Origin of the sequence: Vibrio sp. T20 (assembly GCF_007858795.1) — a bacterium.
Lineage (GTDB): Bacteria > Pseudomonadota > Gammaproteobacteria > Enterobacterales > Vibrionaceae > Vibrio > Vibrio satsumensis.
This window is the reverse complement of the sequence record NZ_VFEB01000058.1, coordinates 23,689-46,413: the sequence shown is the minus strand read 5'-3', so window position 1 is coordinate 46,413 and position 22,725 is coordinate 23,689. Positions and strand designations below refer to the sequence as shown.

Annotated in this window: 22 protein-coding genes and 1 riboswitch; of the genes, 5 read left to right on the top strand and 17 right to left on the bottom strand. The window is 43.9% G+C overall.

The window, feature by feature from the left end; all coding sequences use genetic code 11:
* Positions 1-7: 7 nt before the first annotated feature.
* Positions 8-892: a MobV family relaxase gene (gene mobV, locus FTW16_RS03500; RefSeq protein ID WP_181257908.1), complete on the top strand. Its 885-nt coding sequence runs from the start codon at positions 8-10 to the stop codon at positions 890-892.
* A gap of 81 nt (positions 893-973) precedes the next feature.
* Here the strand turns inward: mobV and FTW16_RS03495 are convergent, their stop codons facing one another.
* The 4 genes from FTW16_RS03495 to FTW16_RS03480 form a co-directional block, all read right to left on the bottom strand.
* Complete coding sequence (locus FTW16_RS03495; protein ID WP_186728020.1) at positions 974-3,010, bottom strand: recombinase family protein; 2,037 nt, start codon at positions 3,008-3,010, stop codon at positions 974-976.
* A complete protein-coding gene (locus FTW16_RS03490) occupies positions 2,967-3,200 on the bottom strand; it encodes a DUF3820 family protein (RefSeq protein ID WP_102540962.1) in 234 nt (77 codons plus the stop codon). Before FTW16_RS03490 ends, FTW16_RS03495 begins: the two co-directional genes overlap by 44 nt.
* Before the next feature lie 12 nt (positions 3,201-3,212).
* Positions 3,213-3,884 carry a DUF3313 domain-containing protein gene (locus FTW16_RS03485; protein WP_146490065.1) on the bottom strand — a complete coding sequence of 224 codons (672 nt, stop codon included), beginning with the start codon at positions 3,882-3,884 and terminating at the stop codon, positions 3,213-3,215.
* Positions 3,885-3,983: 99 nt separating this feature from the next.
* Entirely contained in the window at positions 3,984-4,337 is a 354-nt protein-coding gene (locus FTW16_RS03480; RefSeq protein WP_048659090.1) for a hypothetical protein, read from the bottom strand.
* 322 nt (positions 4,338-4,659) lie between these two features.
* Positions 4,660-4,749, top strand: a riboswitch (cyclic di-GMP riboswitch).
* A 72-nt stretch (positions 4,750-4,821) separates the two neighbouring features.
* Between FTW16_RS03480 and gbpA the strand changes: the two genes are divergently transcribed.
* On the top strand, positions 4,822-6,288 hold the full coding sequence (gene gbpA, locus FTW16_RS03475; RefSeq protein WP_146490064.1) for an N-acetylglucosamine-binding protein GbpA: 1,467 nt from the start codon (positions 4,822-4,824) through the stop codon (positions 6,286-6,288).
* 111 nt (positions 6,289-6,399) lie between these two features.
* Here gbpA and cyoE read toward each other — a convergent pair whose 3' ends face one another.
* From cyoE to FTW16_RS03455, 4 genes are all read right to left on the bottom strand, one after another.
* Positions 6,400-7,374, bottom strand: a complete 975-nt coding sequence (gene cyoE, locus FTW16_RS03470; protein WP_086712600.1) for a heme o synthase — start codon at positions 7,372-7,374, stop codon at positions 6,400-6,402.
* Entirely contained in the window at positions 7,364-8,419 is a 1,056-nt protein-coding gene (locus FTW16_RS03465) for a COX15/CtaA family protein (protein ID WP_146490063.1), read from the bottom strand. Before FTW16_RS03465 ends, cyoE begins: the two co-directional genes overlap by 11 nt.
* A 102-nt stretch (positions 8,420-8,521) precedes the next feature.
* Positions 8,522-9,130 carry a hypothetical protein gene (locus tag FTW16_RS03460; protein ID WP_146490062.1) on the bottom strand — a complete coding sequence of 203 codons (609 nt, stop codon included), beginning with the start codon at positions 9,128-9,130 and terminating at the stop codon, positions 8,522-8,524.
* Between the two features lie 54 nt (positions 9,131-9,184).
* On the bottom strand, positions 9,185-10,075 hold the full coding sequence (locus tag FTW16_RS03455) for an SURF1 family protein (protein ID WP_146490061.1): 891 nt from the start codon (positions 10,073-10,075) through the stop codon (positions 9,185-9,187).
* On the opposite strand from FTW16_RS03455, the gene FTW16_RS03450 reads away from it, so the two are divergent.
* Entirely contained in the window at positions 10,014-10,244 is a 231-nt protein-coding gene (locus tag FTW16_RS03450) for a DUF2909 family protein (RefSeq protein WP_029203703.1), read from the top strand. The two genes, FTW16_RS03455 and FTW16_RS03450, sit on opposite strands and share 62 nt — an antisense overlap.
* A gap of 19 nt (positions 10,245-10,263) precedes the next feature.
* Here FTW16_RS03450 and FTW16_RS03445 read toward each other — a convergent pair whose 3' ends face one another.
* The 4 genes from FTW16_RS03445 to coxB are packed head-to-tail and all read right to left on the bottom strand — an operon-like array spanning position 10,264 to position 14,703.
* Entirely contained in the window at positions 10,264-11,148 is an 885-nt protein-coding gene (locus FTW16_RS03445) for a cytochrome c oxidase subunit 3 (RefSeq protein ID WP_146490060.1), read from the bottom strand.
* Between the two features lie 38 nt (positions 11,149-11,186).
* Positions 11,187-11,816: a cytochrome c oxidase assembly protein gene (locus FTW16_RS03440; protein ID WP_146490059.1), complete on the bottom strand. Its 630-nt coding sequence runs from the start codon at positions 11,814-11,816 to the stop codon at positions 11,187-11,189.
* A gap of 11 nt (positions 11,817-11,827) precedes the next feature.
* Positions 11,828-13,489: a cytochrome c oxidase subunit I gene (gene ctaD, locus FTW16_RS03435; RefSeq protein ID WP_146490058.1), complete on the bottom strand. Its 1,662-nt coding sequence runs from the start codon at positions 13,487-13,489 to the stop codon at positions 11,828-11,830.
* Positions 13,486-14,703: a cytochrome c oxidase subunit II gene (coxB, locus tag FTW16_RS03430; RefSeq protein ID WP_146490057.1), complete on the bottom strand. Its 1,218-nt coding sequence runs from the start codon at positions 14,701-14,703 to the stop codon at positions 13,486-13,488. The genes ctaD and coxB overlap by 4 nt, the downstream gene beginning before the upstream one ends.
* A 471-nt stretch (positions 14,704-15,174) precedes the next feature.
* Between coxB and FTW16_RS03425 the strand changes: the two genes are divergently transcribed.
* Positions 15,175-16,881 (top strand): phospho-sugar mutase, encoded by a 1,707-nt coding sequence (locus tag FTW16_RS03425; RefSeq protein ID WP_146490056.1) that lies wholly within the window; start codon positions 15,175-15,177, stop codon positions 16,879-16,881.
* A gap of 102 nt (positions 16,882-16,983) precedes the next feature.
* Here the strand turns inward: FTW16_RS03425 and FTW16_RS03420 are convergent, their stop codons facing one another.
* The 4 genes from FTW16_RS03420 to yegD form a co-directional block, all read right to left on the bottom strand.
* Positions 16,984-17,616, bottom strand: a complete 633-nt coding sequence (locus FTW16_RS03420) for a LysE family translocator (protein ID WP_146490055.1) — start codon at positions 17,614-17,616, stop codon at positions 16,984-16,986.
* 150 nt (positions 17,617-17,766) lie between these two features.
* Positions 17,767-18,399, bottom strand: a complete 633-nt coding sequence (locus FTW16_RS03415; RefSeq protein ID WP_146490054.1) for a fumarylacetoacetate hydrolase family protein — start codon at positions 18,397-18,399, stop codon at positions 17,767-17,769.
* A gap of 345 nt (positions 18,400-18,744) precedes the next feature.
* On the bottom strand, positions 18,745-19,794 hold the full coding sequence (locus FTW16_RS03410; RefSeq protein WP_146490053.1) for a porin: 1,050 nt from the start codon (positions 19,792-19,794) through the stop codon (positions 18,745-18,747).
* Between the two features lie 490 nt (positions 19,795-20,284).
* Positions 20,285-21,637 (bottom strand): molecular chaperone, encoded by a 1,353-nt coding sequence (gene yegD, locus FTW16_RS03405; RefSeq protein ID WP_146490052.1) that lies wholly within the window; start codon positions 21,635-21,637, stop codon positions 20,285-20,287.
* Positions 21,638-21,795: 158 nt separating this feature from the next.
* Here yegD and FTW16_RS03400 point away from each other — a divergent pair, with 158 nt between their 5' ends.
* Positions 21,796-22,104 carry a DUF1289 domain-containing protein gene (locus FTW16_RS03400; RefSeq protein WP_146490051.1) on the top strand — a complete coding sequence of 103 codons (309 nt, stop codon included), beginning with the start codon at positions 21,796-21,798 and terminating at the stop codon, positions 22,102-22,104.
* Between the two features lie 109 nt (positions 22,105-22,213).
* On the opposite strand, the gene FTW16_RS03395 is transcribed toward FTW16_RS03400, so the two are convergent.
* On the bottom strand, positions 22,214-22,564 hold the full coding sequence (locus tag FTW16_RS03395) for a HopJ type III effector protein (RefSeq protein ID WP_146490050.1): 351 nt from the start codon (positions 22,562-22,564) through the stop codon (positions 22,214-22,216).
* Positions 22,565-22,725: the final 161 nt, after the last annotated feature.

Sequence of the window (22,725 nt, the reverse complement as noted above, 5' to 3'; positions counted from 1 at the left end):
GATACATATGGGAACGACAATTTTACGGTTCGAGAAGATAAAGAACATGGCGAACATTCGCCTAGCAGGAGCGCATCAGTTCCGCCATCATATAAACACCCCAAATGCTGATCCAGTGAAAAAATCAAGAAACCACACCTTCCTCGGCAGCGGTAATCTAGGCAAGGACGTCCAGTCTCGCTTGGAACGACTCACGAAACCACCGCGCAAAAATGCAGTTTTAGCGATGGATGCCCTTGTGACTCTTTCGCCTGAGCTTCTGAAAGACAATAAGAACCTTAACATATGGGCAAATCGAACTCGAGATTGGCTCAAAGCGCGGTTTGGTGACAACTTGGTGAGCGCGGTGGTGCATCTTGATGAGTTGAGTCCCCATCTGCACTTTACTGTTGTCCCTATCGACGAAAAGACTGATGGTAGAATCGTGTTGAATGCGCGAGATCTGTTTAACAAATGGCAGTTGGCAGACATGCAGCGCAGTTACAATGAAACCATGCGCCAGTACATTCCAGATATCATTCCTCCCCGACATGGCCGTAAGGCAAGTCATACCACTATTAAAGCTTTTTATGCTGAACTAGAAGAAATCAGAGAAAATTTGCGTCAGCATTCTCAAGTTATCGCTACCGATGTGAAGGGGAATTCAGTGGACGCAACTAAGCTTCATTTTATTAGCCTTATAGAACGTTGTGTCCAAGAAGTAGAGGGTAAGCTGGGGTGTCAGTTAGAGGAGGCGACTAGAGCGAAGCTAATCTATGACTATCAATTGATTGTAGAGAAAGAAGTCTCTAACCTGCTTAATTCAGAGGCTGTTTTTGAGCTTTTGGATAAGGATATACAAGCTACAATTCAGAGCGTGCTGAATAAGATAAAACCAGCCTCATCAGCATAGTTTTATCTCATTTAGCATAAAGCAATGCTCACTTTGAATTGCATGTTAGATCACTTAGAAACAATTATTGATTGGTTCTAATTACGACATCAAGAAATCAAGTGATGAATAAAGCTCTTGGTTGAATTGATTGTCTTGCAAAAACAGTGAGAAATCATGCTCTTCCACAAAGCCAAATTTACAAGCTAATTCGATAAACTTTGAGTCTGGATAATCGTAGGCCCCGCCATCAGATGATGGATAATTGAACATAAGAGAAAGGTAGTTTGCGGCATGTCCAGCTTCATTAGGGGTACCACGCTCAGTAAAGGCAATATGCTCCATTCCTTTCTCGATAAACACAGCCCTATCAAGTGGTGCCCAATAAGTATTACCGCATTCTAAATTCAAATTGCTCCACTGGTAACGCCCTCTACTTGGATACAAAAACCTTGTTAAATCCAACGAATGAAGTTTATTGAAAATGTTCGATAAAAACTGGTCACCATCTTCGACCTTGATGTTACTTTTACTGCCATACATATAAGCATATGGCAGATATAGGGTTTTATCCCCCTCCTCAGCTTTTGTGAACTGATATGGCAACATAGCAAGTCTTCGTTTTTGAGCATTCTTGAAATGCCACGTAATATCGATACAGTTGGCAACCTTGGTTTTAGCGTCAGGACAAGGCTCTTCTGAACGATTCAGTGTAATTGAAGAAATAAAGCGACGTAAATTATTTCGTATTTCGTGTCTCGTTGGGTTTAGGTAGTCTGTTCGAATACTTTCAGTGTATACCTCGGGCAAATTGGACAATTCGTCCGCATTTAACTCAACAGTATTGGTGTTTATGGCGTCTAACTTTGCTTCAAGCTCTATGATTTTGCTCTCACTATCTACAATGAGATCCAGAAGTGTTTTACTCGGTGTAGCTTTGTAGTAATCACGTAGATTGTCTCGGCTTTCTTGTTGTTCGAATAACTCAGTTTCAAGCTTTAATTTCTGCTGCTCTGCATGGATATTATGACTTTTACTAGACTCTGAAAGATAAGCATCCTTACAAACCTCAAGAGTTAGTAGATCGAGCATGTTAACATTATAAACTTCTCTCGCATGCTCTCCCTTCATTGCCAAATTGCACACGTAGTTGATCCTACTTTCCCCTTTATCAACAAAAACCATTGCACCGCCGCAAGTGCCACAACGAGCGAGACTTTTTAATAAGGGAATCTTACCGCTTGACGTATCTCTACCTTGCTTTTTTGTATTTTTAACCTGAAGCCTACGAAATGTGTCATCATCGATTAATGCTGGATAATAGTTTTCCATAACATGAGTAAAACCTTCTATCGTATAGCTTTTCTCTCCAGTCAATGAACGTCTACTCCATAACTGACTAATAGCAATGTAGTCCCATGTATTTGACTGTTTAACTTTGCCTTTCGTTCTAGTCGGTTTGTATTCAAAATGGTTATCCAAATACTTTTTGATTTTTAAGTCACCGTAACCTGCGATCTTCATTTCAATCGCTTTTTTCACACCTGCTGCATTAATATTAAATTCATGGGTGGGTTGATCTATCCAAAAAGGGCTTCGCCCCAAAGAGCTTTGAGGTTCACCCGTCTCTTTCCACCGCTTCAAACTTTGTTTAGCGGCATCAATCATACGACTAGATTTATTTTTGGATTCATTATGAGCACGTTCAAAGGTGATGGTTGCAATAATATCATCAGCCGCGTTATGTGCTCGATAGAGATGATTGTCAACGATAGAGTAGACACTGACTCCGTTGTTGGTTAGGTCTAAGTAGGTTTGTTTAGCGTGACCAATTTCTAGCCGTGAAAGCCTATCCAGTGAGTAGACAACAATGATGCTCCCCTTAGCAATCACACCATCTTTGATAGCCTGAAGGAAAGTACCTAACTCATGTTTTAGGTGCTGACCGTGAAAAGCCGACTTACCAAGATCCTGATAAGTTTCTTCAGCTAGCGGTAGTTGATGCTCTAGAGCAAGAGCCTCAAGAACTTTATCGTTAATCTGCATCGCCACCCCTGAGCCTTTCTTTTGTTCAAGGGTTGAGACACGGGTATAGCTATAAATCTTCGGGGTGGTGGTATTTGAGAGGTTTGACGACACTATCTAATCCTTCGATTTTTAGAGCAAGGCATAGCTGCATTAAATCACCCAACTCGCCCGAAGGAAACTGTTTTTTATTAGCGAACCACAGCAAATATTCTTCAGGTAAGTCAATCAGTGTACGACCCGCGTACTTTCCAAATGGCATCTGCATTCGAGCCAACTTAATCAGATTCTCTTTCTCTAGCACTATTCGGCCTTTCTATGCGTCATCTATGTTCTGTAGAGTATCACCTAAACGTTCAACCCAATAGTTGATCGCATCTTTGGCATCATCTAGCGAATCAATCATGGTTGAAAAATCTTTATTCCCCGCTTCTCGGTCGATTGCAGCAAATAATGGAGTACCCTCTTGAGCATCACTGACCAACAACTCTACACTCGCACTCCCAACATTAGTGTGTTCTCCTGTTGTCACCTTAGATATGGTTGACATCGCAAGACCAAACGGCAGAACGCTGCTCGTTACAGCTAAGATCGGGTTGGGCGTTTCAACGTTACTCAGAGCGATACTCAGGCGTAATGTTTTACCCGTAGGCTCATCGACGATTGTTTTATGAGGCGATATTTTCTCTTCCAAACGCGCAACCATGTGGGTAGTGAGCACCTGAATTTCGTCCTGCTCTAACGAACCTTCTTCTGCCAAAACAAAAATTTGGTCGATCACTACAGAATCGTAATCATCTAACTTGGATTTCAAACGCTGTGCGTCACGCAGACCGATTCTGGCCCAAACTAAGTCAACACCACCGTCAGGACCTGGCTGAAAATCTTCATAACTGGTGAACTTGGTTGCGGTTTTAATTGGACCGCCTGCACAACCAAACAAAAAAATGCTGGTTGTAACAAGCAAGAGAAGTTTTAAAGGTTTCATAGCGCACTTACATTAAATAGAAAAATCCAACTAAGTATGCCATACCCTATGTGAGAAGATTGTAGAAAAAGGGGTTAAAACTCAGAGCTAGCTCTAAAATTAGTCATGCTGCACGGTATGAGCATACTCTACAATCACCTGATTTCCTTCGATATAAGCGTTTTGAATCTCGCCATCAACACTCATTCTACTTTTCAAATACACCACTTTAGGTCCAGACTCATTACCTTCTTTAAGTGAAGGGAACACATTTCTAGGTTCTAAATGAAGTAAACGGCAAAAGTGACTGATGAAAGACATGGTCAATGGCGTCTCCCCTCGCAGTACATTTGAGAAATCAAGCTGGTTCATCCCTAGCTTTTTTGAAAACTCCATCTGCGTAATTCGCATTCTCGATTTTTGTGACATCCACGTTTGATACAACGCATCTCTGTCTTGTTCTGTGAATTCCATACCGACTCCTTTATATAATTCATACCAATCAATTGTCCGTTTTTTCATACATGACATGTCAGAGTTCGGTTAGTGGAAACCAAAGGTTTGGTTTTGATATGAGCACAATTGTTCTACAGAACGAAACACAAAGACTCAAAGTATTCACAAAAACGATTAGAGCAAATACTTTCTTTATTTATATCAATAATTTATACATTAACTTAAGAAATATATAGCAAGTTAATTTGTATTAAGAATTAAAAGTTCGAGATTGGCATTCCACATTTCAATCGATTGATTCGCATTTATAAAACTGGTTGGCTACATTTCGTTTGCTCAAACGCACTTCTGGCAAACTATTTGAAAGAATAGGACGCAAAGCCACCGGTCTGTCGACAAATATTCTGTCTATGATAGCGGGGCCGCCACTTAATAGGATTTAAGTGTAAATGCATGCCGGAGTGTTCTCTTTTTTGTCGGCCAAATACAGTAAGGACAAATAATGAAACAACTCCCAAAAAAATCACTCATCGCACTATCGCTACTTAGCGTAAGCGGTGCAAGCTTCGGTCACGGTTATGTCTCTGCATACAACAATGGCGTTGCTGAGAGCCGTGTTGCTCTATGTAAGTTCCCCGCGAGTGATACGCAAGAGAAAAACACCAACTGTGGTGGTATCCAATACGAGCCACAAAGTGTGGAAGGCCCTGAAGGCTTTCCTGAAGTCGGCCCTGCTGATGGGAAAATCGCCAGTGCGCAATCTTCTTTAGCAGCAGCACTAGACGAGCAAAAAGCAGATCGCTGGGTTAAACGCCCTATCAAGTCTGGTTCTCAGTACTTTGAATGGACGTTCACAGCTAACCACAAGACTCGCGATTGGAAATATTACATTACTCAACCAGACTGGAACCCAAACCAGCCTTTGGCGCGCAGCTCCTTTGACTTAACGCCATTCTGTGTTGTTGAAGGCAATATGAAACAGCCACCGATGCAAGTAAGCCACTTGTGTAATGTGCCAGAACGCGAAGGTTATCAAGTGATCCTTGCGGTATGGGATGTAGGTGACACTGCTGCGGCTTTCTACAACGTTATCGATGTGAAGTTTGATGGCGACGGCCCTATCATTCCTGATTGGGATCAAGGCGGTCAAATCAACCCAACACAAGACCTGAATGTAGGTGACGCTGTTTACACTCGCGTATTCGATCAATCCGGTGAGAACGCTTCATACAGCACTGAGCTTGTGATTGAAAGTTCTGAGCAAGGCAAAGCCAATAATTGGTCTTACGCTCTTTCTTCTAAAATCAACCAAGAGCAGACGCAAATCAAAGCAGGTCAATTGAACGACCAAGGTGATTTCGCCCCCGTTTACGGCACTAACCCTGTTTATCTAAAAGCAGGCTCTGGCTTTAACAGTGTAGAAATCGGCTACAAGATTGATACTCCAGAACCAGAGCATGAGCTAGAAGTAACAGGCCTAGAGTCAGAGTACATTATCGATGAGAGCCAACCTACCCAGCTAGATCTTACGTTAGCGGCAACAGGCGATATTCAAGCTGAACTCACCGTGTACAACCATCACCGTGAAGCACTTGCCTCTCAGAAATCTGAATTAGCAGACGGACAAGTTGAAGGTGTTCAGCTGACTCTTTCTAAGTCTGAAGCTGGCCACCACATGCTTGTGGTTGTGACGAAAGATGACCAAGGTAACTTAGTGGATCAGAACACGCTTGATTTCCATCTGATGGACGAGCAAACACCGCCACCAGCAGGCGACTACGACTTCGTGTTCCCAGAAAGCATTGAGTCTTACACAGCAGGAACAAAGGTTCTGAGCAGCGACGGCGGCGTTTATCAGTGTAAAGAGTTCCCATACTCTGGTTACTGTGTTCAATGGGCTCCAACAGCAACTCAGTACGAACCAGGTGTCGGTTCACACTGGCAAAGTGCTTGGAACAAAGTGGACTAAGTACTCGCTAGATACTTACTTTGTATTAAGTGCGTTTTAGTCATCAACCAAACAAAAACGGATGCCCAAAGCATCCGTTTTCTTGTTCAGTAAAAGTAAAAACACCCGTTGTTAAAGTAGATAGTGGTCTGCCAACAGAGCAACAAACAAGATCATGAGATGATAGATGGAGAACTTAAAGGTCTTCATCGCCATATTAGGCTCATCACGATACTTAAGTACCCAAGCGTGGTAAACAAACCCACCGTTGAGCACCAATGAAGCGCTCAAATATATCCAGCTGCTCATGCCGACTAACACCGGCAATATACACACGATGCTCAACAACAAGGTATAGAGCAAAATAGAAGTCTTAGTGTATTCGATTCCGTGGGTCACAGGCAGCATGGGGATATTCACTTTGGCATACTCATCACGACGATGAATTGCCAACGCCCAGAAGTGCGGAGGCGTCCAAATAAAGATGATCATCACCAACAACCAAGCATTTGAGTGCAACTCATTGGTAACCGCCGTCCAACCCAATAGCGGAGGCATTGCACCTGCGATCCCAGCAATCACGATGTTTTGTGGCGTCGCTCGCTTTAAGTACATGGTATAAATCACTGCATAACCCAACAAGCTTGCAAAAGTTAGCCAAGCGGTGAGTTGATTGACCCACACGACAAGCGTGACGAATCCAAGTAAGCCGATACCCGCTGCAAAGCTGAATACACGCACACTACTCAGCTCACCTGACGGTAAAGGTCGTCGGTTTGTTCGAGTCATCTGACCGTCGATCTTTTTATCGATCAAGTGGTTAAATGCAGCTGCTGAACCCGCCATTAGTCCTATCCCAATCATTCCGCACAGTGCTTGCTGTAAAGGTAAGCCATTAGGCACAGCCAGACACATCCCGACCAATGTCGTCAGCAACATCAAAGCAACCACTTTAGGCTTGGTCAGCGTTAAGTAAACTTTCCAAGTGGCTTTGTTCTTTGCAGCCATTTCGTTACTTAAAGCTATGTCGTTGTTGGCTGTTATCTTATGACTTAAGGTTGCGTCTTGAACCACTACTTCATGTTGTGTTGACGTTCTACTTACCATGATTACCTCCTTGTAATACACTGTTCTTCACCAAGCTCTCACTCGGTTTGCGTTGCCACACCACAAAATTGGTTACAACCATGCTGATGAGCAACATCGCTGCGACTAGGTTATGCAAAACCGCAACTGAGATTGGCAGGTGAAACCATACATTGCTGACCCCAAGACTGATTTGAGTGAACAACACGATTGCGACAATCACGCTTAGCTTTTGATGGGGCGCTTGGCCAAACTTCCATAACTGATACACGACCATCAGCACCGTTAACGTCGCCACAATAGCCCCAAACCTGTGCATGACATGGATGGTGAGCCTTGCAGGATACTCCAACACACCAAACTCATAATTATCATGTCCGCGTTGAGCAAAATCGAACGCATTTTTGAAATCGAGGTAGCTCATCCAGTTACCTTCACAAATAGGCAGTTGGGTACACACCAAAGCGGCATAGTTTGACGATGTCCAGCCACCAAGTAGTATCTGCCCAATCACAATGAGTAATCCAAAGAGCGCCCAAACTTTAAGTGATGGAGAATAAAAAGCCTCGCCAAAACGGCTTTGGAATTGAGACAAACGACAGTAGAGCAGACACAACAGTGACAACAGTGTGAAGCCCCCCATCAAATGCGCCATAACCACAACGGGCATCAACTTGAGAGTCACCGTCCACATTCCAAGCAAAGCCTGAAAAATCACAGTGGCTGAAATAAGCAAAGGAAGCCCAATCGAAGTAATATTCTTTTTAATACACCAAGCTACAACGACAAAGATAAGCAGCCCTAATGTTCCTGCAAAGTAGCGATGTATCATCTCAATCCAAGCTTTATCTGCTTCGAGAGCTCGCTCTGGAAATTGCAGATTGGCTTGATTCACCGCTTGGGCATCAGAGGGCACGGTGATCTTTCCGTAACAACCCGGCCAATCAGGACAGCCAAGGCCAGCATCAGACAAACGTGTATAAGCGCCGAGAACAATCACGGTAAGGGTTAACAAGATAGTTAATCTCATCACGAGCATCAGTAAATCAGGGGCTTTATTCTGCATCGTTTATCTCCCTATACTTATTCCCTTTCGTTGCTTACACTCAAGCATTAGCTCCATCTGCTAAAGCTTATAGACTTAAGCTTTAGTTGATAATCCTATCAACTACCCAACTCGTGACAGTTTGAGAAGCTTTCTTAAATCATGAATCATGCCTTTAGATTGACCAACTAACTGCGAAAGATCAGAAACGCTTTTGTACTCCATGACCAACTGTCCTAGTGGGTCAATAATGACAATGGAAGCAGGCGAAAACTCGGTACTTAACTGATCACCACCAGCTAACAAAGATAGAGCAGGCTTATCGAGCGAACCCGATAACGAGTTCCCCTCCGATACAAAAACAACGGGGGTCACCCGCTCTTTGTTTTTACCTAGCGCCAAATAGCTTTGATTCAAATAATGGAGCTGTTGCTCACACAAGCTTTCGCACTCTGTGGGAGCAATATAACCTACTAACCACCCTTCTCCAGCCATGGGTACCGTTATGCCAAAATCCGCTAGTGTGGTTCTGGGTTCTATCAATTCGCCCGAGTTAGTGACACCTGAGGTATACCAATTCTGGTCCAGCACGGTTTTGGCAATAATCGCAGGTAATGCGAAAATCAAAAATAATCCGATTAATACCAGACGTCCCTTAGTCTGGCGGCTTTTAAGCTCAGCCATGTTTGCATCGGTGCTTTCCTGGTTCATTTGCGCTTGAGATTTATCCATATTTCTTCCTTATGGTAAGCACTGCCTTTAAGTCGCTATTTCAATCTCGAGTGCCTACTTCTTATTCATGTGGCTATTTTTCTTAAAATATCGGAACCCTATCAACAACATCAAAAACAAAAGTACGGCAGCCATTACAAACCATTGAAATGAGTAACCAAAGTGCTTCTCAGATTTCATCGCCGTTGGACGCCATAACATTTCATAGGGCCATGAATCTAAACTCTGAGGTTGGAAGACAAAGGGCAGTACTTCTTGCCCGGTGTACTCTGATAACGCTGTTATGTTTAGGTTTTGGATTCTATTTGGTATCGTATTTTCTAAAGCTAACTCATGGCTTAAAGGATTCACCGAACGTGTATACAAACGCCCTGACATTTTGGTTGGTAGTGTGATGCTTCCTAGTTGTGGGAGTTCTCTTCTGTCACTGCTCGCTGCAACGAACCCAAGATCGATCAATAACTGTTTTTCAGCCACTAAGGATTTGTTGTCATCTTCAAAGCGAACCTCACCCAACATGTAAATCACATAGCCTACCGTTCCTTGGTTAATCTGGTTGTCTAACAAAACCACTAAACCATTGGGTGTTTCCAGCTCCACGTCAACTCTTAAGCCATTTAAAGACGGCAGTTCAGATGCACCTTGCATTTGTGTACGCGAGCCCTTCCATTCAGAGATCACCGTATCCAACGACCTAGACGATTGCTGCGCTCTTTCTGATAGCTGCTGTTCATAGCGCAATTTCTCGTTACCTCGCTCTAACTGCCATAAACCCAACTTGATTAAAATGCCGACTGAAACCACAGTTAAAACAACCGCTATCCAAAAACCTTTACTGCGGAACTTGTGTTCATCATCAATCAATCGGTTTGGAGTTATCACTATGGCGTCATCTACCTTTGTGTTGTTGTTTAAAATTGTGTTGGTCGCTTTGCTGTTCTTCATCGCTTTCAACTTGATGAAAGGCCTAATCCAAATCGCCTCGGGCAAACACAATGGCAAAAGACTGAGCCACTTCTTGGGTCGTCGTGTGATGTGGTCAGCTGTTGTCGTGTTACTGTTATTACTGGCTTTAGGTTCAGGAGTGATAACTCCCAACCCTCGCCCCTATTAATTCCCAATAGGCTCAGCAGTTAGAGCACATACACAAACACAAACAGACCTAACCAAACCACATCGACAAAGTGCCAATACCAACTGCCCGCTTGGAACGCAAAATGGTCTTTCGGAGTGAAGTGGTCTTTCGCAACCCTTGCTAGCAACACAATCAAAAAGAGGGTTCCTAAACAGACATGCAAGCCATGGAATCCAGTCAGTAAGAAGAATGTGTTGCCATAGATACCGGATTGAAGTGTCAGCCCCATCTCTTGATAAGCATGAAGGTACTCTTCAACTTGGAAGAACAGGAAGAAGCCAGCCAGAACAATGGTTATCTCCAGCCAAACGATCAAAGCCATACGCTTGTTCTGTTCAAGGCTTAGGTGCGCCATGTGCAGCGTCACAGAGGAAAGCAGCAGTATAATGGTGTTCTTAAGCGGGATACCTTGCCAAGACATGGCTTCTGTCGTTACGCCACCTGGTGTAGTCGTTAGCGGCCAGATTGATTGGAACATAGGCCACAATACTTCATGGGTCATTTCATTATTGCCCGCCCCACCAATCCAAGGCACAGAAATCATGCGAGCATAGAAAAGCGCACCAAAGAAAGCACCGAAGAACATGATTTCGGAAAAGATAAACCAACTCATGCCTTGTCGAAACGAACGAGATATCTGCTCAGAATAGAGACCACTTAATGATTCCGTGATCACATTGCTAAACCAACCTGCAAGCATGTAAAGCAACACACAAAATCCGACTAACAGCACTGCTTTTCCAAACACACCACCAGCGGCATCAGTACCCATGTTTTGTACCGTCAAGCCAGCGCCAACCGCGACCAAAAACAGTGCTACAGCACCCACCAATGGCCAGTGGCTTTGATGTGGAACGAAATAAACTTCCTTTTTAGAACTCATCGCTCAACTCCTTATGTTGATACTAGTTCTGTAAATCCCTAATTACTTGCGAGTACGTTAGGCTCAGACTTATTGGCTGCTGCACCCACCTCATTCGTGATATTGAATAATGTATAAGAGAGCGTAAGCGTATGTATCGATTCTGGAATATCTGGCTCAATGTAAAATATCAAACCCATTTCTGCACTTTTGTGCCCGTCCAATGGCTGCTGATTAAAACAAAAGCACTCCATCTTATTAAAGTAGGTCGCTCCCATACCTGGAGACACCGATGGTACAGCCTGACCAACCAATGAACTCGCAGATAGATTCTTCGCGATGTAATTGGTTTGAACTACCTCTCCTGGATGAACCTCTAGCACACGTACTTCAGGCGAGAACTGCCACGGCATATCTGGCTTAATGTGCGACATGAATTCCACTCGAACAGTACGAGAATAGTCGGGCTGCATTCCCTGAGGTTGCACCGCTGAAACGGTATTAGTTTTGCCATTGATCCCTAAAGCCTCACACATCACATCGTAAAGTGGCACCAAAGCAAAACCGAAACCAAACATCGCAACCACACTCAACACCAAGTAGCCCGTCAGCTTTTTAGACGATCGCTTATTAGATAGGCGCTTTGGCTGTTTTTTAACTTGATCGGAATCGCTTTGCTTATCACTCATAGCTAATTCCTCTAATCTACTTTAGGTGGATGAGTAAAGGTGTGGTGAGGCGCAGGGCTTGGTACTGTCCACTCAAGTCCTTCCGCTCTGTCCCAAGGCTTGCTTGGTGCAGGCTCTCCGCCTCTTACGCACTTAATAGCCAGCCATAAGAAAATCAACTGAGACAACCCAAAGGCAAAACCACCAATCGACACGACTTGGTTAACGTCAGCAAATTGAATGGCGTAATCTGGAATACGACGCGGCATGCCCGCTAGCCCTAAAAAGTGCATCGGGAAGAACAGTACATTAACTGAGATTACCGACGTCCAGAAATGCCACAAACTGAGCTTGTGGTCGTACATATGCCCAGTCCATTTCGGCAGCCAGTAATAGGCGGCGGCCATAATTGAGAACACAGCACCTGTCACCAGAACATAGTGGAAATGAGCTACAACAAAGTAGGTATCGTGGTATTGGAAATCAGCAGGTACGATAGCGAGCATCAATCCGGATAACCCACCAATCGTAAACAGAACAATGAAAGCAATAGCAAACAGCATTGGCGTCTCAAAGGTCAAAGCACCCCGCCACATGGTCGCTACCCAGTTGAAGACTTTCACACCTGTCGGCACAGCGATCAACATGGTGCAATACATGAAGAACAATTCGGCAAATACTGGCATACCCGTGGTGAACATGTGATGCGCCCAAACCAAGAATGACAGCAATGCGATACTGCAAGTCGCGTATACCATCGAGTGATAGCCAAACAAACGCTTGCCACTGAATGCAGGGATGATGGCTGAGACAATACCAAAAGACGGCAAGATCATGATGTACACTTCGGGGTGACCAAAGAACCAGAATATGTGCTGGAACATCACCGGATCACCACCACCAGCGGCATCAAAGAAGCTTGTTCCAAAGTATTTGTCGGTCAGTACCATGGTGACCGCACCGGCCAGCACCGGCATAACGGCTATCAGTAGGAAAGCGGTAATTAACCAAGTCCATACGAACATCGGTAACTTGAACCAAGTCATGCCCGGCGCTCTCATATTGACAATGGTTACGATCACGTTAATCGCCCCCATGATCGAACTGATCCCCATAATATGTACTGAGAACACGAATAGTGCAGTGCTGTCCGGGCCATAAGTTGTCGAGAGTGGCGCATAAAAAGTCCACCCAAAGCTCGGGCCACCACCCTCTGTAAACAAAGACCCTATCAAGATTAGAAAAGCAAACGGCAAGATCCAGAAGCTGAGGTTATTCATTCTCGGCAAAGCCATATCTGGAGCACCGATCATCATTGGGATCATCCAGTTAGCTAACCCCGTAAATGCTGGCATCACCGCACCAAACACCATGATCAAGCCGTGGACTGTGGTCATTTGGTTGAAAAAGTCTGGTTCAACAAGCTGCAGACCCGGTTGGAATAGCTCCGCACGGATCACCATCGCCATGGCACCACCCGTTAAGAACATCACAAAACTGAACCACAAATAAAGTGTCCCGATGTCTTTATGATTGGTTGAATACAACCAACGAGCCCAACCTTTAGGTGCCGCATGTGATTCGTGTTCATCAACAGGTAAATCATTATTATCCAAGGTGCCTTCCGCAGAATGGCTCAGTACTTGGTCTTCTGCTGGAGCCGATTTCACCGGCTTATTGATTGGTGAACTCATAGCTGCTCCTTAGCATCACTTTGTGCTTCGTCCGATGAGCCCTGTTCGTCAGGTGCTTGGGCTCCGCCTTCTTGTTTAACTTTGTAAGCGTTAATATCTAAAGCCTGAACAATATCGCCTGTATCATTGCCCCAAGCGTTTCTTTGATAAGTCACTACCGCTGCGATCTCTTTCTCGGTTAACTGATTATCGAATGCTTGCATCGCCGTGCCGCCACGACCATAAACAATGGTGTCGATATGAACACCCACATCACCAAGGGCAATAGGACTTCCTTTGATGGCAGGGAATGCCCCGGGAATACCCTCACCGTTAGCTTGGTGGCAAACCGCACATCGAGTTTTGTAGACCTCTTCACCGATAGCGTTCAGCTCGTCCAACGAAAGTGACGCATCTAATGCATCTTTCGCGGCTTGTTGTTCGGCTAGCGCCAACTCTTTTTGCTCTGCTAGCCATGCGTCAAATTCATCTTCTTCCATGGCATGCACCACTATCGGCATGAAACCATGAGCACGACCACATAGCTCAGCACATTGGCCGCGATATACCCCAGGCTCATCGATTTTTGTCCAAGCCTCATTGATAAAGCCTGGAATGGTATCTTTCTTAACGGCGAACGCTGGCACCCACCATGAGTGAATTACATCGTCGGAAGTCATCAAGAAGCGGACTTTTCGGTCAATAGGCAATACAAGTGGCTTATCAACTTCTAGTAGGTAATGCGCGCCTTTCACTTCGATGCCTTCAATCTCTTTGTCGCTGGTCGCTAGAAGGCTGAAGAATTCGACATCCTCACCAAAGTAGCTGTAATGCCATTTCCATTGTGATCCAGTGATTTTAACTGTCAGGTCTGATTGGGAGGTATCTTCCATCGCTATCAAGGTTTTGGTGGCTGGTATGGCCATAGCGATAAGGATGATAATAGGGATAATAGTCCAGAGGATTTCGACTTTGGTACTTTCATGAAAATGAGCAGCAACTGCGCCCTTCGATTTCCTGTGCCTCAAAATCGAATAAAACATCACACCAAAAACAACAAAGGCAATCGCACAACAGATGTAGAAGATCAGCATATGAAGTTCATACACCTTACCACTGATCTCAGTGACGCCTTGAGTCATGTTGTAATCACTGCTTGCGTGCACTAAAGGCGATACTAAAAGCACAACAAAACTCTTCAAAAGCCACGCTAGCCTAACCAGTAATCTTTTCAAAAGATCTCTCCTTATCCTTCCTAATTGGATACTTGCGACCTAAATGTCGTTGCGAGCTATATGTCATTCAGAGCTGGACAACATTCATTGTTATTCCGGCTACACATGAAAAGGCTGAATCTCAATCTACAACTCACATGAAATTAGCCTGTAAGTGGGCTACTGACCTCATATAACCTAAGAACTAATACGGTTCAAAAGCGTTGGAGGTTTCCATGAAAGATTCAAAAACGGCGAACTTGTTAAATTTTGTTATATTTATGTAAAAGGCTAGTTAGTGATATCCAATTGTTCAAGGTAAGTTTACTTACTAAACAGTCAATTATTTGAAGTGGCTTAATCTACATGCCTTCTTGCCGTTGGAATTTAATTTATATCGAGTTTTACGATTGCCCTCATGGAAATGATAATCAATATCAATTAAGTTAAATCCAACAGTAAGTCATACAGACATTTAAAGGTTTAGTGATTATGCAAGATGCAATGAACTGGTTAGCGAGAGACCCAGACCCAAGAACTCGTGAAGAGCTTCAGCACCTCATCGACGAGGAGATGCACGACGAATTAGTAGACCGCTTTACTCAACGATTAGAGTTCGGAACTGCGGGACTAAGAGGTAAAGTCGGATGCGGTCCAAATCGAATGAACCGTTTAGTCATACAGGAAACAGCAACCGGACTCGGCCACTACTTAATCGAACATGTCGCTAATGCTACCATTCGAGGAGTGGTCGTGGGTTACGACGGCCGATTAGACTCAAAGCAATTCGCCATTGATACAGCTTCTGTGCTCACGGCTTTGGGTATTAAGGTATACCTTACATCTCATGTAGCAGCGACACCTATCGTCGCCTTTGGTATTGAGCATTTCAATGCAGCTGCGGCTGTTGTTGTTACAGCTAGCCATAACCCTCCGGAATACAATGGCTTCAAAGTATACTGGGAAAATGGCGCGCAAATCATTCCACCTCATGATGCAGGCATTGCCGCTGAAATCGATATCGCATCAACCAAGCCAATCCCTTTAATGAGTTTAAGTGATGCTGAAACGCAAGGTAAGTTAGTATGGTTAACTGAAGGTTATTATCAGACGTATCGCGCTGCGATCAATCAGAGCCCATACGTGAGTAAAGAGAAGGAATCGGCAAACACCACCATCACTTACACCGCTATGCATGGTGTGGGCGCACAAATGGCTGAGGATCTTCTTCATGATTCTGGTTTCCATAAGGTGTTCAGCGTGGCCGAGCAAAGAGAGCCTGATGGTAACTTCCCAACCGTGAACTTCCCGAACCCGGAAGAAAAAGGCGCAATGGATCTGGTGGTCAACCTAGCGAAAAGTGTCGATGCCGATATTGCTTGTGCCAATGACCCTGATGCGGACCGATTTGCAGTTGCTGTGAGGACAGATGATGGCTCATACAAAATGCTAACTGGCGACCAAGTAGGTGTGTTATTCGCACATTACTTACTGTCAAAGCCACACGCCAAAAACCAGTTAGTTGGCAACAGTATTGTCTCTTCAACCTTGCTTGAAAAAGTGGCTCAATCTCATGGTGCGACTTATTTCCAAACGCTGACCGGGTTTAAATGGTTAGCTAATATTGGCATGCAATTAGAAGATGAGAATAACGAGTTCTTGTTCGCCTATGAAGAAGCGTTAGGCTACACCATTGGTACTCAGGTACGAGATAAGGATGGGCTATCGGCTATCGTCGTGTTTGCTCAATTGGTTGAAGAGTTAAAATCTCAAGGCCGAACGGTTTGGGATCTCCTTGCTCAGATTTCATTTGAACATGGGGTTCACACCAACGCGCAACGAAGTATTGCCCTAGACCCAAATTCACCGTCGATTGGTTCTAAACTCCGCTCGGCTCAGCCTAAAGCCATAAACGGTGTCGCTATCTCTGTGATTGAAGATCTACAGTCTTCTCTGCGCTTTGTTATTGGCGGCAATACCGAAGCGATCAATCTACCTTCCAGTGATGTGCTCATCTATCACCTCGAAGATGGCTCACGCATTATCGTAAGACCTTCGGGCACTGAGCCAAAAGTGAAAGTCTATTATGAGACGGTAACAAGATTTGAAGGGACAGAAACGTACGAAGACACTCGCCTGCGCGGTGAGAAGTACATGGAGAACCTGATTGAGCAACACCAGCAGGAACTGAATTCTTAACGACTGACATGTTCAACGTATAACAGCTAAGAACAAAAATGGACGCTTAGAGCGTCCATTTTTTTCGGCGACTAACCCCGGAAGTATGTTTTGGTTGTGAGCTTACGACGTAAAGAAAGAAGACAGCATCCAGATCGCCAATACGATGAAGACCCCGCCCATCACTTTTTGTTGATAGGTGCGAAACTTAGCATTTTCCACCAGAGACTTACCAATCGTACCCACTAAAGCCACCAGCAAAAAGTTGAACGTTAGGCCAAGAACATTCAATAATAAACCCAGAACAAGCATCTGCTCACCGGAAGTCGCTTCAATATTCGTCGACACGAACTGAGGCAAAAACATCACAAAGAACACCAACGCTTTAGGGTTAAGCAGGTTACTGATTAGCGCTCTTTGGTAGTAGGCTTTTGCTGCAAAGTTATCGCTTAGCTCAGGCGCGCTCCCCTGTTCTGTCCGAAGGCAATCCCACCCCATTTTCAATAAGTAGGTTCCGCCTAAAAGATGAAGGGCTTTTAAAGCTATTGGGCTCATCGCAATCAATGCTGAAACACCCATTGCAGCCAATACTGTCAGGATGATTCCGGAAGTCGCGTTACCTAAACTTGCGAACACACCAACCTTGCGGCCATAGCTCATACTTGAGCTCGCGATGAGTAACATATCAGGGCCAGGTAAAAGGAGAAGTGCAACAACGGCAGTCAGGTAGACAGGTAAAATGGTTAAATCGATCATGGGTTTCAGCATTGATAAAAACGGAGGCGAATTTTATATCAATTACCAACACCCTTCCAGATGCAATTAGTGGTAATGCGGGAGTATATTCGAATTAAAAACCAACTTTAATCACTTGTACCAACTTATTAACTAAACATAGAGTATTAATTAACTCGCTACCCACTCAATCTCAATCAGTGTCGTTTCACCACACTTTAGACGACCAAGGAATATATCACCTCGATGCACCTCACCAACGCCTTTGGGGGTTCCTGTCATTACAACATCGCCATCAAGCAAAGTCGTGTAAGAGGTTAACTCTTCGAGGATAGTTTGTGGAGAATAAAGCATCTGCTCTACGTGCCCTTTTTGAACGCGAACACAATTAATAAACAGCTCCAGATTTAAGTCTGTGATATCTAGGTTATCTGTTGGAACAAAGCGACTAAATACGGCTGAACCATCAAACGCTTTGGCCCGCTCCCAAGGTAAGCCTTTCGCTTTTAAGCTACTTTGTAATTCACGTTTGGTAAGATCTAACCCTAAACCCACAGCGGAGTATTGACCATTTTTAACGATGAAGCAGATTTCTGCTTCGTAGTGCAGGGCTTCTTGATGAAAAGAAGACAGAGAGGACGTAACACTGGTGCTCGGCTTATTGAAAACCACCATAGAGTCTGGGATTGCATTATTGAGTTCTTCGATGTGATCGACATAGTTACGCCCAACACACAGCACCTTAGTTGGGGTTGCGGTTCGCTTCGAATTCATTAATTGTTCCTGCTCTACAACGCTGCTCATAGTTTGTCCCTGAACTATTTTTTGGAGTGAGAAGTTTAACGCATCATAAAATGAGAGTCTTCGACAAGATGGTTACCAATATCTAAATTCTGATCTTTAGCTCAATTAAATGATTTAAATACTTTTATCCGAAGATCACGACATATAAGAACTGATGACACGAGCTATAGCTGCGTAGATGAAATGAATGGCTGGGGAACATGAAGGAAAAGGCAAAACAGATACGTATAGAACGAAAAAAGCCCTCTCCAACCAAAAGGTTTGAGAGGGCTTAGCATGGTGTCTAGGACAGTATCCTAAAAGGTAAACTTAAGGAGTAAACACTATGCTAAATAAGTCTGCGACTTATAGGTAGTAACGAGCACCAAGTAGCCATTGGTCGTCAGCTTTTTCTTTGTAAACGCCAGAACCTTGTAGGTCGAACTGGTAGCCAGCAAAGCCAACGAACTGAGATGTAAAGTTGTATTCAGCTTGTAGAGCTGAAGTGCTGTATACTGTTTCGCTGTTCTTGTCGTCTTCTACCGCTTCGTAGTTAACGCTTAGGTTAAGGCTGTTAGACAGAGCGTAAGATGCCAATAATTCAATAGCCACTGTTTCTTCTAGTACAATGCTAGCAGAACCTACTTTCGCAGAGTTCATGTAGTTGTTCATCGCGTATACACCAGCAAGGTATAGACCTTCTGTGCCGTATGAACCGTAAGTTGCACTTACTACGTGTGAATCAGCAGTTTTTGAAGCAAAGCCAATGTAGTCCACATCACCAGTGTTGTACGCGTAGTTTGCCGTGAAACCAGCAATTGCGTAGTTCAATGCAACTTGACCACGATTACCGTATGTAGTTGCGCCATCAACCTTACGACCTTGCCATGCAACAGCTGCACCTAGAGAGCCAGCATTACCGAAGTCTAGAGCGTTTGAGTAGCTCACCATCTCTTCGCCACGACCAGTACCTAGGTTACCGTGATCGTCGTAGATGAAGTCGTTCGCGAACGCGATTGGCATATCTGCGACGCCAGCAACGTTGTAGTAAGGTGCCCATTGAGTACCTACAGCTGCACGGCCGTAATCGTCGTGAGAAACACCAACGTAACCAAGACGAGTAGTAAATGATTCTTCACCACCGTCTAGCATGTTTAGCGCCCATTCACCTTTAGCGTCAGCAGTAAAGCCGTTACCAAGTTCATGAGTTGCACCGAAGTTGATACGTGGAGATACAGTTTCTACACCGATGTCATCGCTGTTTTGACGGTCAGAGCTATTTACGTCACCAACTGCAACTGAAACGTGGCCGCCAACAGAGAATGTTGTGCCGTCTTCGTTGTAAAGTTCTACTGCAACTGCCTGTGTACCAAATACTGCACCAGAAATTGCTAGCGCTAAAAGTTTCTTATTCATTGTCATATCCATTTGTAACTGGGTGAGTTATTCACTAACAACCTCGTGCTTACGGAGAAGTTGTTACCTGCATTTAACAAGTAGGAAAACACTAATATACGAATGACAAAAAAGTTGCATTAAAATATATAAAATAAAACAAATCACACTATAAAAAACAAAAAATCAATATTAAACAAAAGGATAGAACACAAACCCGTCGTAACCTTTTTATATTTTGAGACTGAAACCTTGTCAGATTTTGATTTTTCAATCGTGAAAGTAGCATTAAAATTCAAAGCAACATATTACTCATTAGACCATTGAGTGACATACCTTTAGCTTTGAAACATTTTGTAACATACAGAGCTCGGCTGAAATATTTTGCTTTGTGAAACAATTCCCAATTTGAGCGAGGAAAAATCACTCAATTGAAAGTTCACTAGAAAAAATACAAAAAAAGGGCAACCAATAAGCAACTGGTCGCCCCTAATAACACATCATTAAACTCTTATTTGAAGCAAACTTCAGCCCAGCGAGCTAAACCTGCAGTTACCGAACCGAAATAGTTGCCACTCACAATAGGTACGTTAGGCACAGCTTGTTGTACAGCTTCACGAAGTATCGGTGAACGAGCTGAACCACCCGTCATGTAGATTACGTCTGGCTTTTTCTGGCCTTGTTGAATCGCTTCTTTAACCAACTCAATCATCTTAGACTTTGGTGTTTCAATCGCTTCAACCATCTGTTCGATTGAGATATCCACCTCGACCAATTCAGAGGCAACATTAATTGCAGCACGATATTGAGAGGATTCTGCCAGCGCGATCTTAGCTTCTTCCGCTCTGCGCACAATGCCGTAACCTAAAGTATCATGATAAACCTTCATCAAACGTTCTAGCTTTTGAGGCTCTGACGCTTCTTTACGAAGTAATTTCAATGCTGCTAGGTTTTCTCTTGAATAGAAATTCTTTTGAGCTTCAACATTATTAATCGCAATTGGATTCCAGAATTGAGTCAGTGGCATATCGATACCCGAAATGCCTTTGCTGCCCATACCAAAAGGTGACATCAGTTGTTTGAAAGCAAGATAGATATCTAGGTCATTGCCCCCTACCCTTTGTCCACTGTGTGCGAGCAAACTCTGGGTACGATCCGCTTTACCAGACCAAGTTGGTCCCATTTCTAACAATGAACAATCGGTGGTACCACCGCCAATATCCACAACCAATACCGTTTGGTTTTCAGTCAGTGTACTTTCATAATCAAGACCTGCAGCTACTGGCTCAAATTGAAAAGCGATATCAAAGAAACCGGCACGCTTAGCTGCGCGAGACAATATATCTTCAGCTTGCCTGTTTGCCTCTTCACCACCTCGACCATGAAAGTTAATTGGTCGGCCGATAACCGCTTGTTTGATCTGTTCTTGAGTCGTGCGCTCGGCTTGGTGCTTAATATTGGCCATCATGGCACACACCAAATCTTCGAAAAAGCTGACCTGAACATCGTGCAGTCCACTCGCACCAAGGAAAGACTTAGGGGACTTAACATAATAAACGTCGCGAGGGTCTTCTAAATAGAGAGCCAACGCAGCCTGACCAAATGCCATGTCTTCTGGCACTAGATCGATACTCTCTTCTCTGTTCAGAGCAATAGCACGTCGGAGTACTTGCTCACCGATCGCATCACTCGGCTTGATATTCAAGTGGCGGAATAGATGTTCAGAAACGCTTTCACGGGTGGGCGCAAACACAGTTGAGGGAATATAATGGTTGTTACCTTCTAGTGGTAACAGGCTTGGCTCTCCATTAACCATCGCCGCGACAGAACAGTTAGCTGTTCCATAATCAAATCCAATAAACATAGTATCCCCCACTCAACAAAAGGGGCAAGATGCTACCTGAAAAGCCTTGAAATTACGAGGTCATTTGCTTCTTTCGCTTGCTCATTTTTATTTTTCTGACTCTTAATAGCGAAACAAGTATGCTACATTTCAGCGCAAATGAATCACAGGTTAGATAAATGAAAACACCTTGCCGAGCGGCTTGTAAAAATAACGGTGGAATGTGCAGTGGCTGCTTTCGAACTATGGATGAGATTATAGGCTGGAAAAGCTTATCTGAAGACGAAAGACTGTCAGTCATGAATAACCTTAGCGGTGTAAGTTCCACTCACCAGTGTCCACAATGCAATGAACCGGCTCAGTGCGATATTAGTGCAGGTAAAGAAACGTGTTGGTGTTTTGAACTAGAGAAGAGAGATACTAACTCCGTACCTAAAACTGGGGTATGCATGTGTCGTAAGTGCTTGTCTGAGTTGCCGATTCAGTAGCCCACCAAGATAAAAGCCACTCAAAAAGAAAAAGCGAGAAAATCAAATCTCGCTTCAAAACACTTATTGTTTAGTAAGTATTTACTTCTTCTTTAAAGCAATTTACTTATTACTTAGCTTTTGCAACCAGCGCAGGCTGAGAAAACTGTATTCCGTTCCAGCCATGAACCATGAAGTTACGAATATTTTGATGATCGGTGTTCTTAGGAAAAGCTAGCACGTCGTTACGATAAAATTGACCAAAACAAGCAAGTGTTTGCTCTACTGATAGACCTTGCGCTAAACCAAAAGAAAAAATCTTACACGAACCATTATTTTGCCCTGCTGCATTCACCACCTCACCATTACGAAATTCACTCTCCGTAAAATCATAGTGAGCTTCAATCACCTGCATTGTTTCTTCAAATTGCACGCTTTCTGGAGTTTCAGCCAGAGTATTTAATAAGGTTTCCAGTTCCATTTACTATTTCTCCATCAAGTATATAACTGACAGCAGTGTATCTTGTTTTTCGGTAAGAGTAAGCCGTTGTTTACTTTGGACAGCGATTCACTTTTGGGCTTACAATGCTAATTACCTCAATGAAAGTAATGACATAGTTTTGTCAGGGCGTTATATTATTT

What these genes read in the sequence shown, in the direction of transcription:
- mobV (WP_181257908.1), top strand. Translation starts at nt 8, where the DNA reads ATGGGAACGACAATTTTACGGTTCGAGAAGATAAAGAACATGGCGAAC.
- FTW16_RS03485 (WP_146490065.1), bottom strand. Translation starts at nt 3,884, where the DNA reads ATGAAACCTTTAAAACTTCTCTTGCTTGTTACAACCAGCATTTTTTTG.
- FTW16_RS03480 (WP_048659090.1), bottom strand. Translation starts at nt 4,337, where the DNA reads ATGGAATTCACAGAACAAGACAGAGATGCGTTGTATCAAACGTGGATG.
- gbpA (WP_146490064.1), top strand. Translation starts at nt 4,822, where the DNA reads ATGAAACAACTCCCAAAAAAATCACTCATCGCACTATCGCTACTTAGC.
- cyoE (WP_086712600.1), bottom strand. Translation starts at nt 7,374, where the DNA reads ATGGTAAGTAGAACGTCAACACAACATGAAGTAGTGGTTCAAGACGCA.
- FTW16_RS03465 (WP_146490063.1), bottom strand. Translation starts at nt 8,419, where the DNA reads ATGCAGAATAAAGCCCCTGATTTACTGATGCTCGTGATGAGATTAACT.
- FTW16_RS03460 (WP_146490062.1), bottom strand. Translation starts at nt 9,130, where the DNA reads ATGGATAAATCTCAAGCGCAAATGAACCAGGAAAGCACCGATGCAAAC.
- FTW16_RS03450 (WP_029203703.1), top strand. Translation starts at nt 10,014, where the DNA reads ATGGCGTCATCTACCTTTGTGTTGTTGTTTAAAATTGTGTTGGTCGCT.
- FTW16_RS03455 (WP_146490061.1), bottom strand. Translation starts at nt 10,075, where the DNA reads ATGAAGAACAGCAAAGCGACCAACACAATTTTAAACAACAACACAAAG.
- FTW16_RS03445 (WP_146490060.1), bottom strand. Translation starts at nt 11,148, where the DNA reads ATGAGTTCTAAAAAGGAAGTTTATTTCGTTCCACATCAAAGCCACTGG.
- FTW16_RS03440 (WP_146490059.1), bottom strand. Translation starts at nt 11,816, where the DNA reads ATGAGTGATAAGCAAAGCGATTCCGATCAAGTTAAAAAACAGCCAAAG.
- ctaD (WP_146490058.1), bottom strand. Translation starts at nt 13,489, where the DNA reads ATGAGTTCACCAATCAATAAGCCGGTGAAATCGGCTCCAGCAGAAGAC.
- FTW16_RS03425 (WP_146490056.1), top strand. Translation starts at nt 15,175, where the DNA reads ATGCAAGATGCAATGAACTGGTTAGCGAGAGACCCAGACCCAAGAACT.
- FTW16_RS03420 (WP_146490055.1), bottom strand. Translation starts at nt 17,616, where the DNA reads ATGATCGATTTAACCATTTTACCTGTCTACCTGACTGCCGTTGTTGCA.
- FTW16_RS03415 (WP_146490054.1), bottom strand. Translation starts at nt 18,399, where the DNA reads ATGAGCAGCGTTGTAGAGCAGGAACAATTAATGAATTCGAAGCGAACC.
- FTW16_RS03410 (WP_146490053.1), bottom strand. Translation starts at nt 19,794, where the DNA reads ATGAATAAGAAACTTTTAGCGCTAGCAATTTCTGGTGCAGTATTTGGT.
- yegD (WP_146490052.1), bottom strand. Translation starts at nt 21,637, where the DNA reads ATGTTTATTGGATTTGATTATGGAACAGCTAACTGTTCTGTCGCGGCG.
- FTW16_RS03400 (WP_146490051.1), top strand. Translation starts at nt 21,796, where the DNA reads ATGAAAACACCTTGCCGAGCGGCTTGTAAAAATAACGGTGGAATGTGC.
- FTW16_RS03395 (WP_146490050.1), bottom strand. Translation starts at nt 22,564, where the DNA reads ATGGAACTGGAAACCTTATTAAATACTCTGGCTGAAACTCCAGAAAGC.